Origin of the sequence: Psychroserpens sp., from assembly GCF_045105015.1 — a bacterium.
Lineage (GTDB): Bacteria > Bacteroidota > Bacteroidia > Flavobacteriales > Flavobacteriaceae > Psychroserpens.
Genome location: NZ_JBGCCX010000039.1, coordinates 1 through 15799, shown reverse-complemented (window position 1 = coordinate 15799; position 15799 = coordinate 1). Strand labels below are relative to the sequence as shown.

Here is a 15799-nt window from a genome sequence, read left to right as displayed (position 1 = left end):
CAATTATTCTGTTACTTTTGCTTCAGAATAAAATACATGAAACTTTACCTAACCATTTGTATTGCTCTTTGCTCAGGATTCTTGTTTTCTCAAGATGAAAATGATAATAAATTCACCATTGATGCAAATTTCTATTATGGAACTATCTTGGAGCATAATGCAGATATTTCGCATTTAATTGCTGGTCATCCAACAGGTTTTATTTTAAGTTACAACAAGAAAACATTCGGTTTTAAAGATTGGGAAAGTAGATTTAATTATCCAGATTGGGGTTTTTCATTCATTTATCAAGATATGAAAAACAATACACTAGGAGAAAATTATGGTCTATATGCACATTACAATTTTTACTTTTTAAAACGGCATCTTAATTTAAGAGTCGGGCAAGGTTTGGCCTATAATACAAACCCTTATGATAAAGTAACAAACTTTAAAAATAATGCTTACGGATCACATTTGTTGAGTACAACTTATCTAATGTTTAACTATAAAAAGGAGAATGTATTCAAGGGTTTTGGCTTGCAAGCAGGCATCTCAGTAATACATTATTCTAATGCTAATTTCAAGGCACCAAATACATCTACCAATACATTTGTTTTTAATGTCGGAACCAATTATGTGTTCGATTATGAAAATGAACCGGAATATATTGCTTCAACAGAAGATAAAACATACAAGGAAAAAATCAAATATAATCTTGCTTTCAGAACAGGAGTCAATGAAAGCGATATTATTGGTGTTGGACAGTTTCCATTTTATATTGTTTCTGCGTATGCAGATAAACGTTTAAATCGTAAAAGCGCTATACAATTTGGGACAGATGTCTTCTTTTCTAAGTTTTTAGAGGAACTTATTTATTTTTATTCAGTTGCATTCCCAGAACTAGATGTTGATGGTGATGAAGATTGGAAGCGTGTCGGTATTTTTGTTGGTCATGAATTATTTATTAATAAAATGTCGATCATTACACAATTGGGTTATTATGTGTATTACCCTTATGATTTTGAAGGTCAAGTGTATAATAGAGTTGGTTTGAAGCGTTATTTTGGAGATAAATTTTTTGGAGCTATAACTTTAAAATCTCATGGAGCAAAAGCCGAAGCTGTTGAATTTGGAATAGGAGTTCGATTATGAAAAAAATACTATACATATGTTTAGCGATTGCGTTGTTCTCATGTAATAATGAAGATGCACCAGACTGTTTTCAAAATTCGGGAGACATAATTCAAGAAGAGTTCATAGTCGATAACTTTACAAAAATCACAGTATTTTCAAGAGTAGAACTTATTGTGAAGCAAGATGCAGTTCAACGTATTATTGTTGAAACTGGTGAAAATTTACTGAATGACATTGAAGTAAGAGTTGAAAATAATAGGTTGTCAATTATTAATAATAATGCTTGCAATTTAACTAGAGATTACGGTTTGACTAAGGTGTTTGTGAGTGCGCCTAATCTGACTGAAATTAGAAATGGGTCTGGTTTAACAGTCAGCAGTGATGGTGTTTTAGCATTTGATAGTTTAAAATTAATTTCAGAAGATTTTAATACTGATGGAGAGGTGAATAGTGATGGTGATTTTAATGTTGTGGTTGATTGTTTGGAGTTAGATTGTATAGTTAATAACCTATCGTCTATGTTTATAAGTGGACAAGTAGAAGACTTATTTGTGGGTTATTACTCTGGTGATGCACGTTTTGAAGGCAGGCATTTAATTGCTCAAAATATTGATATTTTCCAACGTAGTAGCAATGATTTGATTGTCAATCCGCAACAAAATCTTACGGGTGAGATTAGAAGCACTGGAGATGTGATTTCAGTTACTACACCACCAACTGTTAATGTAGAACAATACTATACTGGAGTTTTGATTTTTGAATAAATTTTAATCAGAAGTTAAATCTCTAAATAAGCTTTCAAGACTTGCATTTTTTTGATTTAGTTGAAGAATTTTCAATTCATTGTCATGAGCAAAATCAAATACATGAGAACGCATATCTTCGGTAGTTGCAAATGTAATTTCATAAATAAAATCATGAGTGTTTTTTACAGTTTTCACCTTAGGTAGTTTTAATAAAAATACATCTTCCACACGGTAATCAAATTCTACAATAACGGTCTGCTCATTTTCATCACTTAGATCTTTAAGTTTCTTATCGGCTACAATTTCTCCTTTATTTATGATAATTACTCGATCACAAATAGCTTCAACTTCTTGCATGATATGCGTTGATAAAAACACCGTTTTGTCTTTTCCAACCGTTTTAATTAAATGTCTAATATCAACTAACTGATTTGGATCTAGACCTGTTGTAGGTTCATCAAGTATCAAAACATTAGGTTCATGTAATAGAGCATTTGCTAATCCAACACGTTGGCGATAACCCTTTGAAAGTTGTCCGATTTTTTTATGCGCTTCAGGCGTTAAACCAGTTAGTTCGATAACATCATTAACACGTGTTTTGGGAGTGTTGTAAACATTTGCGTTAAAAGATAGATATTCTCTAACATACATTTCTAGATATAAAGGATTGTGCTCTGGAAGGTAACCAACACTATTTTGAACCAACTGTTTATTGTCTAAAACATCAAAATCATTAACTTTTGCTTTGCCTTCAGAGGCATTGATATAAGTTGTCAATATTTTCATAAGTGTTGATTTCCCAGCGCCATTCGGACCTAAAAAACCTACAATTTCACCTTTGTTTACAGAGAAAGAAACGTTATTTAACGCTTTTTGTTCACCATAAACTTTAGAAATGTTTTCGACTTCAATAGACATGTATCAATTAGTTTATTCAAAAATAGTAATTATAACGAATGACGACCTTCAAATTAAGAATTCTTTAAAACTGAAAGGTAAACCTTAAAAATAATGAATAACAATTTTGATTTCTTGAAATAATAATTACATTAGCAACTTAATAACGACATGAATATATTAAATCGTACATATCATAACTGGTTTTATTTCTTTTTTAGCTAAAAGAGAGAGGCGTTATATGTATAATTTATAGACATAAATTTAATATGAGTCTCGATGAAAATCGAGACTTTTTTTATGATAAAATCAGTAGCAATACAAGGAGTTAAGGGGTCATTTCATCATATTGTATCACAGCAATTTTTTGATGAATCAATGTCTATTTCTGAGTGCCTTACATTTGATGAGGTTGTTGATAGTATTTTGAAATCTAATAACGATGCCGCAATAATGGCAATCGAAAATTCTATTGCAGGTTCTATTATACCTAATTATGCTTTAATCGATAATTATGATTTGCATATTATAGGCGAACACTATTTAGATATACAGCATCATTTAATGGCATTACCAAATCAAACTATTAATGATATTAAGGAAGTGTATTCACATCCGATGGCATTGCTTCAATGCAAAGCTTTTTTTAAACAATATCCTCATATAAAATTAATAGAAGATAAAGACACGGCAGAAGTTGCACAACGCATTCAATCTAAACAGTTAAAACAGGTCGCAGCTGTTGCATCTCAGTTAGCAGCAGAATTATTTCAATTGGAGATTTTGTCAAAAAGTATCCAAACCATAAAACATAATGAGACGCGTTTTTTTATTGTAAAGACTAAAAACTCTGAAATTCCAGAGATCCAGATCAATAAAGCATCAGTAAAGTTTGAATTAGACCATAAAAGAGGAAGTTTAGCGACTATTTTGAATGTTTTAAGTGATTGTAAGTTAAATTTAACAAAGATACAATCGCTTCCAAAAATTGAAACTCCTTGGAAATATGCTTTTTTTGTAGATGTTACTTTCGAGACTTATAACGATTATAAAAAAGCAAAGTCCGTAATGAAAATCATGGCTCAAGATTTTAAAGTATTGGGAGAATATAAAAATGCAAGATTATGATACCAATTGCTAACCGACTACATAACGTTGAAGAGTATTATTTCTCAAAAAAATTGAGAGAAGTAAATCTACTTAAATCACAAGGAAAACCAATTATTAATTTAGGAATTGGTAGCCCAGATTTAAATCCGCCAGAACGAGTCTTAAACGCATTGGTTGAAACATTTAATGAAGATGGAGCTCACAAGTATCAAAGCTATCAAGGGATTCCACAATTAAGAGAAGCCATTACAGATTTTTACAAAAGACATTTTAATGTGCCTTTAAGTCCATTAACAGAGGTATTGCCACTTATGGGAAGTAAAGAAGGAATTTTACATATTTCGCTCGCTTTTTTAAATGAAGGTGATGAGGTGCTTATTCCTAATCCTGGTTATCCAACCTATGAATCGGTGACAAATTTAGTTGGTGCAACTCCTGTACATTATGATTTGACAGAAGATAATCATTGGTTTCCAGATTTGATTGCCTTAGAAAAAAGAGGTGTAGATAAGGTGAAAATAATGTGGGTGAATTATCCACATATGCCAACTGGTGCTCATGCAACTAATAAGTTATTTGAAGATTTAATCATGTTTGCAAAGCGAAACCATATTTTAATTGTAAATGATAATCCATACAGTTTTGTGCTTAATCGTTATCCAAGAAGTATTCTAAAATACAGAGATGCTAAAGAGGTGTGTTTAGAACTTAACTCTTTAAGTAAGACGTTTAATATGGCTGGCTGGCGAGTGGGTATGTTACTAGGAAATTCAGAATATGTGAAAGCTGTATTACGTGTTAAAAGTAATATGGACTCAGGTATGTTTCTTGGCATTCAAAAAGGAGCTATTGAAGCATTAAACTGTTCAGATATGTGGTTTGTTAGCTTGAACAGCGTATATGAGCAACGTCGACAAATTGTTTGGAAAATTGCCGATGCATTAAAATGCACTTACGATAAAAATGCCACTGGATTATTTGTTTGGTGCAAATTACCAGAATATATAGATGCTGAAGAATATATTGATGTGATATTAAAAGAAAGACACGTGTTTATAACACCAGGCACAATTTTTGGTTCTAACGGAAAAGGATATCTCAGGATTTCACTGTGTGCATCTCAAGATAAATTAGAAGAAGCTTTAGAAAGATTAACTTAAAGTATGAATAACATATACATCATAGGAGTTGGATTAATTGGAGGAAGTGTTGCATTAGACATTAAGTCTATTAACACGCATGCTAAAATTTTTGGAATTGATTCTAACGACTCACATTTAGACCAAGCCTTGCAACTGGATATTATTGATTATAAATCTACTTACAAAGATCTTAGAAATGCCGATTTAGTTATTTTGTCGATACCAGTAGACAAAGCGGTTTCTGAATTGCCTAAAGTTTTAGATGCTATTTCAGAGGCGACTTTAGTTATTGATGTTGGTTCAACAAAACAACCTATATGTAAAGCTGTTGAAGAACATGAAAAACGACGAAACTTTTTAGCAACACATCCTATTGCTGGTACTGAATTCTCTGGTCCTAAAGCCGCAATTCGTAATTTGTTTCAGAAGAAAACAAATATCATATGTGAAGTAGAAAAGACAACTTTTAAACTTCAAGAGAAAGCTTTGCAATTATTTTCAGACTTAGGTATGCGTATTCGATATATGAATCCTGAAGCACATGATAAACACATTGCTTATGTATCACATTTGTCACACATCAGTTCATTTATGCTAGGAAAAACGGTTATCGAAAAAGAGAAAAATGAACGTGATATTTTTGATATGGCTGGAAGTGGTTTTGAAAGCACAGTTCGTTTAGCAAAAAGTTCACCAGCAATGTGGACACCCATTTTTAAACAAAATAGAGAAAACGTTATTGAAACGCTAGACGAGTATATTAATAATTTAAAACAGTTTAAATCGTTGATGGAATCTGATGATTTTGATGAAATCTATAACGAAATGCAAAATACAAATCATATAAAAGATATATTAAACGGAATTGCTTAAAAAAGAATATGGAAAATAAAAAAGAAATGAGAACATGGTTAGATAACCTAGGATTAAATCATCCTCTAGTAATTGCTGGACCATGTAGTGCAGAAACCGAAGACCAAGTATTAAAAATAGCCCATGAGCTTAAAGATACAGATGTAAACTATTATCGTGCTGGAATTTGGAAACCAAGAACACGTCCAGGGAATTTTGAAGGTGTTGGTGCTTTAGGTTTAAAATGGTTACAAAAAGTAAAGGAAGAAACAGGATTAAAGACTGCTACAGAAGTTGCCAATAGAAACCACGTAGAATTAGCATTGGCACATGATATCGATCTTCTTTGGATTGGTGCACGTTCTACAGTGAGTCCGTTTATTGTTCAAGAAATTGCAGATGCTCTAAAAGGAACAGATAAAATTGTATTGGTAAAAAATCCAGTAAACCCAGATTTACCTCTTTGGCTTGGTGCTATTGAACGTCTGTCGTCATCCAATATTAGTAATTTAGGTGTAATACATAGAGGCTTTTCAACCTATGAAAAATCTAAGTATCGTAATAATCCTGAATGGCAAATCGCTATTGAACTTCAAACGAAGTTTCCTGACTTGCCGTTAATTAACGATCCATCTCATATTACAGGGAAACGTGATATGATTTTTGATGTGTCTCAAACGGCCTTAGATCTTAATTTTGATGGACTAATGATTGAAACACACGTTACACCAGATAAAGCTTGGAGTGATGCTGCTCAACAAGTAACTCCTGATCGTTTGGTGAAAATCATGACCGATTTAAGAATTAGAAAAGAAACAGATCCTGAAGCAGCATACAACAGCGAAATCAATAATTTGAGAGCCCAAATTGATGTGGTGGATAATCAATTGATTGAACTTCTAGGAAAACGAATGAAGGTTGCTGATGATATTGGTAAACTTAAAAAAGAAAAAAATGTTGCTGTTTTACAAAGCAAGCGATGGAACGAAATCTTAGGTAAAATGGTTCTTGAAGGAGATGAAAAAGGCTTGAGTGAAGAATTTATCTTACGCTTATTTAAAGCCATTCACCAAGAATCAATTAATCATCAAGAAAAGATTATTAATCACTAGAAATAAAAAAAGCCTCAAATATTTGAGGCTTTTTTTATCTATCATATTGTTTTATTTATTTCGTTTGAAAATAAATCGAGTAATAAAAATTCCATTATTATCACCTTTTCCTGCACTTTCAACTGCACTAGTGACAAATGCTAATTCCCAGCCTTCTTCTATCATTGTATTTACTTTAGAGCTTAATACCGCATCATTTGCTGCAATATTTTGAAAACGAATACCACCTATATTATAAAAGTTTAACAATTTAGTTTCTTCAAAGTTCTTAACTCTGATTTCACTTCTATCAGCTTTATTTCTTTTATCCTCTTTTTTGTCATCAGAACGTTGAGAAGTGAACTCTTTATAATCCCTGTCTTCTGAAGCTGACACAATTCTAGATCGACCTAATCCATTAGGAACAATAGATTCTACGCTTGTAATAATTTTATATTCTACTTGAGCAAAAGCATCAGTAAAACATAATAAGCCTAAAGCGACAAATAGTACTAATTTTTTCATGTTGTTGAGTTTTAAAGATTAAGTTACTAAGATATTATTTTTTTATTGATCGAAACTTCAAGCAGGTTAATAGAAATTAAAATTGTTACTTTGCTTAATATTCTTTTATATGACAGGAACCGTTTACAAATCTACTGGTAGTTGGTATACCGTTAAGACAAATCTTGGCGCTGTCTATCAATGCAGAATAAAAGGAAAGTTTAGGTTAAAAGGAATAAAGAGTACGAATCCAATTGCAGTAGGTGATGTGGTCGATTTTGAATTAGAAACCAATAATGACACTATAACAGGAGTCATTAATACTATTCATGATCGTTCAAATTATATCGTTCGTAAATCGGTTAATCTATCCAAACAAACACATGTTATAGCATCCAATATTGATCAAGTGTTTTTATTGATTACTATTGATAATCCTCCTACATTTACCAGTTTTATAGATCGTTTTTTAGTCACTTCAGAAGCGTATTCAATCAAGACAGTTTTGCTGTTTAATAAAATTGATACTTATAACGAAACCACACTTGATGAGGTGAAGTATTTAGCTCATGTATACAGAAAAATCGGTTATGAATGTATTGGTGTTTCTGCAGTAACAGGAAAAAATATTGATAAAGTAAAACTGCTAATGACAGATAAGGTGAGCATGTTTGCTGGTCATTCTGGTGTTGGGAAATCTACATTAGTAAATGCCATTGAGCCAGAATTAGATTTAAAAACAAAGGCTATTTCTGCACAACATAGTCAAGGGCAACATACCACAACATTTGCTGAAATGTTTGACTTGAGTTTCGGAGCTAAAATTATTGACACGCCTGGTATTAAAGGTTTTGGAGTCGTAAACATGGATAAAGAAGAGGTAGGTGATTATTTTCCAGAGTTTTTTAAACTGAAGCAAGAGTGTAAATTCAATAACTGCTTGCATAAAGAAGAACCTAAATGTGCTGTGAAAGCAGCCTTAGATAACGATGAAATATCATATTCAAGATATAGGAGTTACCTTCAAATTTTAGAAGGTGAAGATGAACATTACAGAACTGATAACTGGGAAGAATAATACATAGCTTCAAATTATGAAAGCAGTAATACAAAGAGTATCTAAAGCAAGTGTAACATCTGGACCTGAAATTCTAGCTGTTATTTCAAGTGGAATGCTTATTCTCTTAGGTGTTGAAGCTGAAGATTCATTAGAAGACATCAAGTGGTTATCCAATAAGATTGTTAATCTTCGTATATTTTCAGATGATGATAATGTAATGAATCGTTCATTAAAAGAGATAGATGGAGACGCAATTATTGTTAGTCAGTTTACACTTCATGCGAGTACAAAAAAAGGAAACAGGCCAAGTTATATCAAAGCTGCAAAGCCAAATACTGCAATTCCATTATATGAAACTTTTATAAAGCAGTTTGAAATTGATTTAGGGAAATCGGTGGGCACTGGTAAATTTGGAGCAGATATGAATGTTGAGCTTAATAATGATGGTCCTGTAACTATTATTATTGATACTAAAAACAAAGTGTAATGGCATCTCTCTTTGGTCATGGTATTTTAGCTTATACAATTTCAAAAGTCATAGATAATCAAGAGCTGAAAATCTTGACAGTATTAGCTGTAGTTTCTTCAATATTACCAGATGCAGATGTCTTAGCTTTTAAATTTGGAATTCCTTATGAACATGTGTTTGGTCATAGAGGATTTACACATTCTATCTTTTTTGCAATACTTTGGGCTTTAATACTAACTTTAATTTTTGCAAAGCGTAGAAGTGTCATTTTTTTTAGTGTTTTATGCCTGTCTACATTATCTCACGGCATATTAGATGCAATGACCTCAGGAGGTGAAGGTGTTGGCTTCTTTATCCCATTTAATAATGAACGCTATTTCTTTCCGTTTAGAGGAATTAAAGTGTCACCAATCGGCATAGAAAAATTCTTTTCAGAATGGGGATTACAAGTCTTACTTAGTGAGTTGAAATATATCATGTTACCTTGTCTTATGATACTATGCCTAGTTTTTTTGAAAAATACATATAGAAAATAGTCTGAAAATTTTGTTCTCATTCAATTATTTTTATTTTTGATTAATCAACTCACTAACAATCAAAATGCTAAAAAACGTACTGTATTTATTTAGTTTCATTGTTGTGTCGTTATCTGCTGTGGCTCAGGATAACGATCTGCTTAAATCTTCAACAATCCCATCAGAACTAAGAGTTAAATCTAATGCAGTAATTAGGTATGACAAAACTGATATTGAAATCAAAGCTTACAATAAATTTATTTACAAAAATAAACGTATTGTTACTGTGTTCAATAAGGGAGGTAAGAGGCACCAAGGAACTGCCGAATCTTATCATAAACGTAAAAAAATAAGAGTATTAGAGGCCAAGATATATGATAAAGATGGCAAAGAAATTAAGAAATTTAAAGAAAAGGATTTTGAAGATGAAAGTGCTGTAAGTGGAGGTACACTATATTCTGATGATCGTGTCAAATACCTCGACTATACTCCAAATAAATATCCATATACTATCTTATATGAAGTTGAAATAGAATATACTAGTACTGCTTTTTTTCCAAGTTGGAATCCAATAAATGACTTTTATGTAAGCACGCAAAGTTCAGAATATAAAATCATTAATAATTCTGAGACTCAACTAAAAACAAAAGCTATTAATCTTGATAGTTTTAATATTATTAAGCATAGCGACTTTCATTATACAGCTGAAAATTTAATGTCTTTAAAACCTGAAGCCTACAGTCCATCTTTTGAAACTTTTGCACCAAGTTTAGAGGTCGCTTTATTAGATTTTTCTTATGAAGGTTACAGAGGTAAAACTGATAATTGGAAAAATTTAGGTAAATGGATGTATGATGAATTATTGCAAAACAGAGATGTAGTGTCAGAATTAACAAAAAAAACTGTTCTAGAGTTAGTCGAGGGTATCCAGGATCCAATCGAGAAAGCAAAGATTGTTTATAAATATGTGCAAGACCATACGAGATATATTAGTGTTCAAGAAGGTATTGGCGGTATACAGCCTATCGAAGCAGCTAGAGTAGATGAAGTTAAATATGGCGATTGTAAAGGCCTATCTAATTATACCAAAGCATTGTTAGATATTGTAGGAGTAGAGTCATATTATACAAGAGTTTATGCCTCTGGAGATTTGGTTGATATTAATGAAGATTTTGTGACATTTATTGGTCAAACTAACCATGTTATAATTTACCTTCCAAATGAAGAAAGTGATATTTGGTTAGAGTGTACAAGTCAGACTTCACCATTTGGATACAATGCTAATTTTACAGATGATAGAGATGTATTTGTAATAAAGCCTCAAGGAGGAGAAATTATACATACAACTGCATACAAAACTGAAGATAATCTACAACTTACAAATGCTGAGATTAATCTTTCAGCTGATGGAGAAATTACAGGTGATGTTACCATAAAAACGCTAGGCTATCAGTACGCACTTCATGAGGGAATTCAAAATAAACCTTTAAGAGATCAGGAATTGTATTTTAAAGAATACTGGGATTATATTAATAATTTATCTGTTAAAAATATAAACTTTGATAATGATAAAGACAATATTGTATTTACTGAAAGTGTTGAGGTGTCTTCACCTAATTTTGTTACCAAAAGCGGAAAACGTTTATTGTTCCAGCCAAACACATTCAATAGAATTAGTAGTATTCCAACACGATATACCAACCGAACTTTAGACTTCGAAATAGAAAGAGGTTACAAAGATGTTGATGAATTTGTAATTAAACTGGCTCCGGAAATTAAAGTTGAAGCGATGCCTAAGCCACTTGAAATAGTAAATAAATTTGGCACTTATAAGTTTTCAATAGAACAACGTTCAGAAAATGAACTTGTCTATAAAAGAACACATATTTTAAATAAAGGATATTATCCAAAAGAGGAATATAATGACTTTCGTGATTTTATGTCAACTATTGTAAAACATGATAAAACTAAAATTGTTCTAACTAAATAACCAACCACATCCAACTATGAAGCAATTAATCACATTAATTATTTTCTTGAGCATTGCACTTTCAACTAATGCACAGGATTATAAATTCGGAAAAGTTTCAAAAGAAGAATTAAATCAAAAACAACATCATTTAGATTCAAGCGCTAGTGCAGCAATTTTATATAAAAATGAGAATATTTATTTCTACTATTCTGATGGTACAGGTTTTGAGCAACATAGAGTAGTGCATAAACGTATAAAAATTTACAATAAAGAAGGCTACGATTGGGCTACTGATAAGGTCTATCTATATCAAGGAGGTGGTGGAAGCAAAGAAAAGGTGGCTTCTGTTAAAGGCTACACTTTTAATATTGATAATGGTAAAGTATCTAAAGAAAAATTAAAAAAAGATGGGATTTTTGAGGAAGCAGCTAATGACTTTATGGATATTACGACGTTTACAATGCCAAACATTCAGGATGGCTGTATTGTAGAAATCACCTATGATATTATATCTCCATTTTTGTCAATAGATGATGTGATTTTTCAGTACGAAATACCTGTAGATAAGTTTGATTTTAAAGTTGCCACACCTCAATTTTATGCATATAACAAAAAAGTAAATCCAAAAGCATTTTATTATCCGAAATTAACTGAGTCTGTAGCAAGTAAATCAGCCAGCTATTCTCAAACTGCTAAAGCTAGCACTGCTACATTCTCTTCAGGAAGTAAAAGTTATTCAACAGGAAATTTTGAATACAAGGAGAATATTATTTTGGCAAATGAAGTTGATATTCCGTCATTAAAACCCGAAGCTTTTGCAGGAAACATAAATAACTTTAGGGCAAAATTGAGTTTGGAGTTATCTGCAATTCTTGACAGAAATGGTGGTGTTGAAAAATCATTTTCTTCAAGTTGGGAGAAAGTGTCAAAATCTATATATGATGAATCTGATTTTGGAAATCAATTAAATCGATCAGGATTTTTTAAAGATGAAGTGGAACCTCTTGTGGTATCTGTTGGTGATGATTTTCAAAAAGCCTTTATACTTCAGTCGTTTGTAAAATCTAAAGTGAAATGGAATGGTTTAAATGGTTTTAGAGCTCACAAGGGTACAAAAAGTGCCTACAAAGAAGGTGAAGGTAATGTTGCAGATATTAACCTTTTACTTATCGCAATGCTGAGATCTCAAGGTGTTAATGCGAATCCCGTTTTAGTGAGTACTAGAAATAATGGTATTCCAATATTTCCAACTCGAAAAGGTTTCAATTATGTAATTTGTATGGTTGAAAGTCAAGATTCATATGCTTTGTATGATGCTACCGATTTATTTAGCATGCCTAATACTTTACCTCAGCGTATTTTAAATTGGCAAGGTCGTGTTATAAAAGATGATGGCTCTTCAGGCTGGGTGTCTCTTAGACCTACGGGTAAATCTGTAGAACAAACATCACTGAATGTTAAAATTAATAACGATTTCACTATTGAAGGAAAGGTTAGAAAAAGTATTACAGATCACTTAGCACTTAGCTACAGAAAAAACAACACAAAACTTAGTGAAGATGCCCATTTAAAACGGCTTGAAAAAAATAAAGGTGATATTGAAATTTCAAACATAAAGTATGAAAATGGGATGAATATCACTGAACCTGTTAAACTGACGTATGATTATATGCTTAACGATGGTATTGATGAAATTGGTGATAATTTATATTTTTCTCCCTTGTTTTTCATGACCACTAAAGAAAGTCCATTTAAGCTAGAAGAACGAAAATATCCAATTGACTTTGTGTTTCCTTTTAATGATAAATATCTCATTAATATCATGATCCCTGAAGGGTATCAAGTTGAATCTTTGCCCGAAAGTGGTATTTTTGAATTTAAAGAAGGTGATGCTAAATTCACATATGTTATTAAAGAAAACGGTAAATTTCTTCAGCTGAACATTTCTTTGGAAATCAATAATTCATATATAAACTCTAATGATTATGTCGTGTTTAAAGGTTTTTTTGAAAAAGTAGTTGAAAAACAAGCAGAACAAATTGTACTTAAAAAGGTTTAAAAATGAACATCAAAAATGCACAAACAGACGTTGATAATTGGATAAATGAACATGGTGTTCGTTATTTTAATGAGTTAACTAATATGGCACAGCTCACTGAAGAGGTTGGTGAAGTCGCTAGAATCATTGCTCGTAGATATGGTGAACAGAGTGAAAAGGAAAGTGATAAGGATAAAGATTTAGGCGAAGAACTTGCTGATGTGATGTTTGTTGTTCTGTGTCTGGCCAATCAAACAGGTATTGACCTACAAGATGCTTTTGATAAAAAAATGGATAAAAAAGCAAAACGTGATCACGATAGACATCATAACAATCAAAAATTGAAGTGATAATGAAAGTGATTCTTCAAAAATCGTCAATCACTAAGCATAATTTATCAATCACTATTACGGGTTCAAAAAGCGAATCTAACCGATTGTTATTACTTCAGGCATTATTTCCTGAAATTAATATTGATAACCTTTCTAATAGTGATGATACCAAAGTTATGCAATACGCTTTGCAAACTTCAGATGATTATATAGACATTCATCATGCAGGAACAGCCATGCGTTTTCTTACGGCATATTTTGCAGCACAAGACAAAAGAAATGTTGTATTAACGGGCTCTTCTCGTATGAAAGAGCGACCAATTAAAATTCTAGTTGATGCATTAAATTCCTTGGGAGCACAAATATCATATTTAGAAAGTGAAGATTGTCCACCTCTAAAAATCAAAGGAAAAAAACTCATTATAGATGAGGTTTCTCTGAAAGCAAATGTGAGTAGCCAATATATTTCGGCTTTATTACTCATTGCGCCTAAACTAAAAAATGGTCTAGAGTTAACACTTCATGGAGAAATCACATCTGTACCTTATATAAATATGACTTTAGATTTATTACATCAAATAGGTGTTGAAACTCAATTTATAGATAACATAATTTCGATTTTTCCAAAAAAATCAAAAGTTGAAACACAAACTTTAGTCGTAGAATCAGATTGGTCATCTGCTTCCTATATGTATAGTATCGTGGCTTTAAGTCCTGTTGGAACTCAAATTACTTTGTCTTCCTATAAGCAAGATAGTTTGCAAGGAGATTCAGCATTGGGTTCTATTTATAAAGATTTTGGACTTGAAACCGTTTTTAATAAGCATTCCATTACTTTAAAAAAAACAGCACAAAACTTACAGCCTAAATCATACAATTTAAATAAGTCGCCAGACATTGCACAAACTATTGTTGTTACATGTTTAGGGTTAGGAATTGATTGTAAAATTTCTGGATTACATACACTAAAAATTAAAGAAACAGACCGATTAGAAGCATTAAAAATTGAAATAGAAAAGTTAGGCGGACTTATTGAAATCACTGATGATTCACTCCATTTAAAAGCAAACTCAGGCTTAAATGAAGATGTTTCAATTGATACTTATAATGATCATAGAATGGCAATGGCATTTGCGCCTTTAGCTTTAAAAGTGCCACTTCAAATTAATGATGCTAATGTCGTTTCAAAGTCATTTCCTTCATTTTGGGAAGACCTTAAAACACTAGGATTTAAAATTTCTGAATAAAATCAGTCCATTTACTTGACAAGGCCTACTTTGAGATTGTATATTTGCGACTTGAAAATAAATAAAAACAACAAATGAAATTATCACACTTCAATTTTGATTTACCAGAAGAATTATTAGCAGAACACCCTTCAGATATTAGAGATGAGGCTCGGTTAATGGTTTTAGATAGAAAAAATAAAACCATTGAGCACAAGCTTTTTAAAGATATCATTGACTATTTTGAAGAGGATGATGTGATGATTTTAAATAATACCAAAGTATTTCCAGCACGTCTTTATGGTAATAAAGAGAAAACTGGAGCAAGAATCGAAGTGTTCTTGCTTAGAGAACTTAACGAAGACCAACGTCTTTGGGATGTTCTAGTAGATCCAGCTAGAAAGATTAGAATTGGTAATAAATTATACTTTGGAGACGATGATACTCTAGTCGCTGAGGTTATTGATAATACAACATCTAGGGGTAGAACACTTCGTTTTCTTTATGACGGATCTTATAGAGAATTTAGAAGAAAGTTAACTGAACTTGGTGAAACACCATTACCAAAATATATCAAAAGAGATGTAGAGCCAGAAGATGAAGAGCGTTACCAAACAATCTATGCAAAAGAAGAAGGTGCAGTTGCTGCGCCAACGGCTGGTTTACACTTCTCAAAGCACTTATTAAAGCGTTTAGAAATTAAAGGAATTGACTTTTCGGAAATTACAC

The 15799-nt window shown here is 31.8% G+C and carries 16 protein-coding genes; 14 read left to right on the top strand and 2 right to left on the bottom strand.

Annotated features, from left to right (window positions below; all coding sequences use genetic code 11):
* Window positions 1-36 precede the first annotated feature (36 nt).
* Both AB8B90_RS03105 and AB8B90_RS03100 read left to right on the top strand, forming a co-directional pair.
* Window positions 37-1134 (top strand): acyloxyacyl hydrolase, encoded by a 1098-nt coding sequence (locus tag AB8B90_RS03105; RefSeq protein WP_405333531.1) that lies wholly within the window; start codon window positions 37-39, stop codon window positions 1132-1134.
* Window positions 1131-1880 (top strand): head GIN domain-containing protein, encoded by a 750-nt coding sequence (locus tag AB8B90_RS03100; RefSeq protein ID WP_405333529.1) that lies wholly within the window; start codon window positions 1131-1133, stop codon window positions 1878-1880. The genes AB8B90_RS03105 and AB8B90_RS03100 overlap by 4 nt, the downstream gene beginning before the upstream one ends.
* A gap of 3 nt (window positions 1881-1883) precedes the next feature.
* Here AB8B90_RS03100 and gldA read toward each other — a convergent pair whose 3' ends face one another.
* Window positions 1884-2780, bottom strand: a complete 897-nt coding sequence (gldA, locus tag AB8B90_RS03095) for a gliding motility-associated ABC transporter ATP-binding subunit GldA (RefSeq protein WP_405333527.1) — start codon at window positions 2778-2780, stop codon at window positions 1884-1886.
* A 279-nt stretch (window positions 2781-3059) separates the two neighbouring features.
* Here gldA and AB8B90_RS03090 point away from each other — a divergent pair, with 279 nt between their 5' ends.
* From AB8B90_RS03090 to AB8B90_RS03075, 4 genes are read left to right on the top strand one after another with little or no spacing between them, the layout of a single operon-like run.
* Window positions 3060-3887: a prephenate dehydratase gene (locus AB8B90_RS03090; protein ID WP_405333525.1), complete on the top strand. Its 828-nt coding sequence runs from the start codon at window positions 3060-3062 to the stop codon at window positions 3885-3887.
* Complete coding sequence (locus AB8B90_RS03085; RefSeq protein ID WP_405333523.1) at window positions 3884-5029, top strand: pyridoxal phosphate-dependent aminotransferase; 1146 nt, start codon at window positions 3884-3886, stop codon at window positions 5027-5029. Before AB8B90_RS03090 ends, AB8B90_RS03085 begins: the two co-directional genes overlap by 4 nt.
* 3 nt (window positions 5030-5032) lie before the next feature.
* Window positions 5033-5884, top strand: a complete 852-nt coding sequence (locus AB8B90_RS03080) for a prephenate dehydrogenase (RefSeq protein ID WP_405333521.1) — start codon at window positions 5033-5035, stop codon at window positions 5882-5884.
* A gap of 8 nt (window positions 5885-5892) precedes the next feature.
* Entirely contained in the window at window positions 5893-6975 is a 1083-nt protein-coding gene (locus AB8B90_RS03075) for a chorismate mutase (RefSeq protein WP_405333519.1), read from the top strand.
* A 51-nt stretch (window positions 6976-7026) separates the two neighbouring features.
* Here the strand turns inward: AB8B90_RS03075 and AB8B90_RS03070 are convergent, their stop codons facing one another.
* Window positions 7027-7479 carry a hypothetical protein gene (locus AB8B90_RS03070; protein WP_405333517.1) on the bottom strand — a complete coding sequence of 151 codons (453 nt, stop codon included), beginning with the start codon at window positions 7477-7479 and terminating at the stop codon, window positions 7027-7029.
* A 109-nt stretch (window positions 7480-7588) separates the two neighbouring features.
* Between AB8B90_RS03070 and rsgA the strand changes: the two genes are divergently transcribed.
* From rsgA to AB8B90_RS03030, 8 genes are all read left to right on the top strand, one after another.
* Window positions 7589-8536 carry a ribosome small subunit-dependent GTPase A gene (rsgA, locus tag AB8B90_RS03065; protein WP_405333515.1) on the top strand — a complete coding sequence of 316 codons (948 nt, stop codon included), beginning with the start codon at window positions 7589-7591 and terminating at the stop codon, window positions 8534-8536.
* A gap of 16 nt (window positions 8537-8552) precedes the next feature.
* Window positions 8553-9005: a D-aminoacyl-tRNA deacylase gene (dtd, locus tag AB8B90_RS03060; RefSeq protein WP_405333513.1), complete on the top strand. Its 453-nt coding sequence runs from the start codon at window positions 8553-8555 to the stop codon at window positions 9003-9005.
* The gene (locus tag AB8B90_RS03055; RefSeq protein ID WP_405333511.1) at window positions 9005-9523 is read left to right on the top strand and encodes a metal-dependent hydrolase; all 519 of its coding nucleotides are present in this window, start codon (window positions 9005-9007) and stop codon (window positions 9521-9523) included. Before dtd ends, AB8B90_RS03055 begins: the two co-directional genes overlap by 1 nt.
* 64 nt (window positions 9524-9587) lie before the next feature.
* Complete coding sequence (locus AB8B90_RS03050) at window positions 9588-11492, top strand: DUF3857 domain-containing protein (protein ID WP_405333509.1); 1905 nt, start codon at window positions 9588-9590, stop codon at window positions 11490-11492.
* Window positions 11493-11508: 16 nt separating this feature from the next.
* Complete coding sequence (locus AB8B90_RS03045) at window positions 11509-13533, top strand: hypothetical protein (RefSeq protein ID WP_405333507.1); 2025 nt, start codon at window positions 11509-11511, stop codon at window positions 13531-13533.
* A gap of 2 nt (window positions 13534-13535) precedes the next feature.
* Window positions 13536-13862, top strand: a complete 327-nt coding sequence (locus AB8B90_RS03040; RefSeq protein WP_405333506.1) for a nucleotide pyrophosphohydrolase — start codon at window positions 13536-13538, stop codon at window positions 13860-13862.
* A 2-nt stretch (window positions 13863-13864) separates the two neighbouring features.
* Entirely contained in the window at window positions 13865-15091 is a 1227-nt protein-coding gene (locus AB8B90_RS03035) for a 3-phosphoshikimate 1-carboxyvinyltransferase (RefSeq protein WP_405333504.1), read from the top strand.
* Window positions 15092-15165: 74 nt separating this feature from the next.
* On the top strand, window positions 15166-15799 hold a 634-nt coding region (locus AB8B90_RS03030), incomplete at its 3' end, for an S-adenosylmethionine:tRNA ribosyltransferase-isomerase (protein ID WP_405333502.1).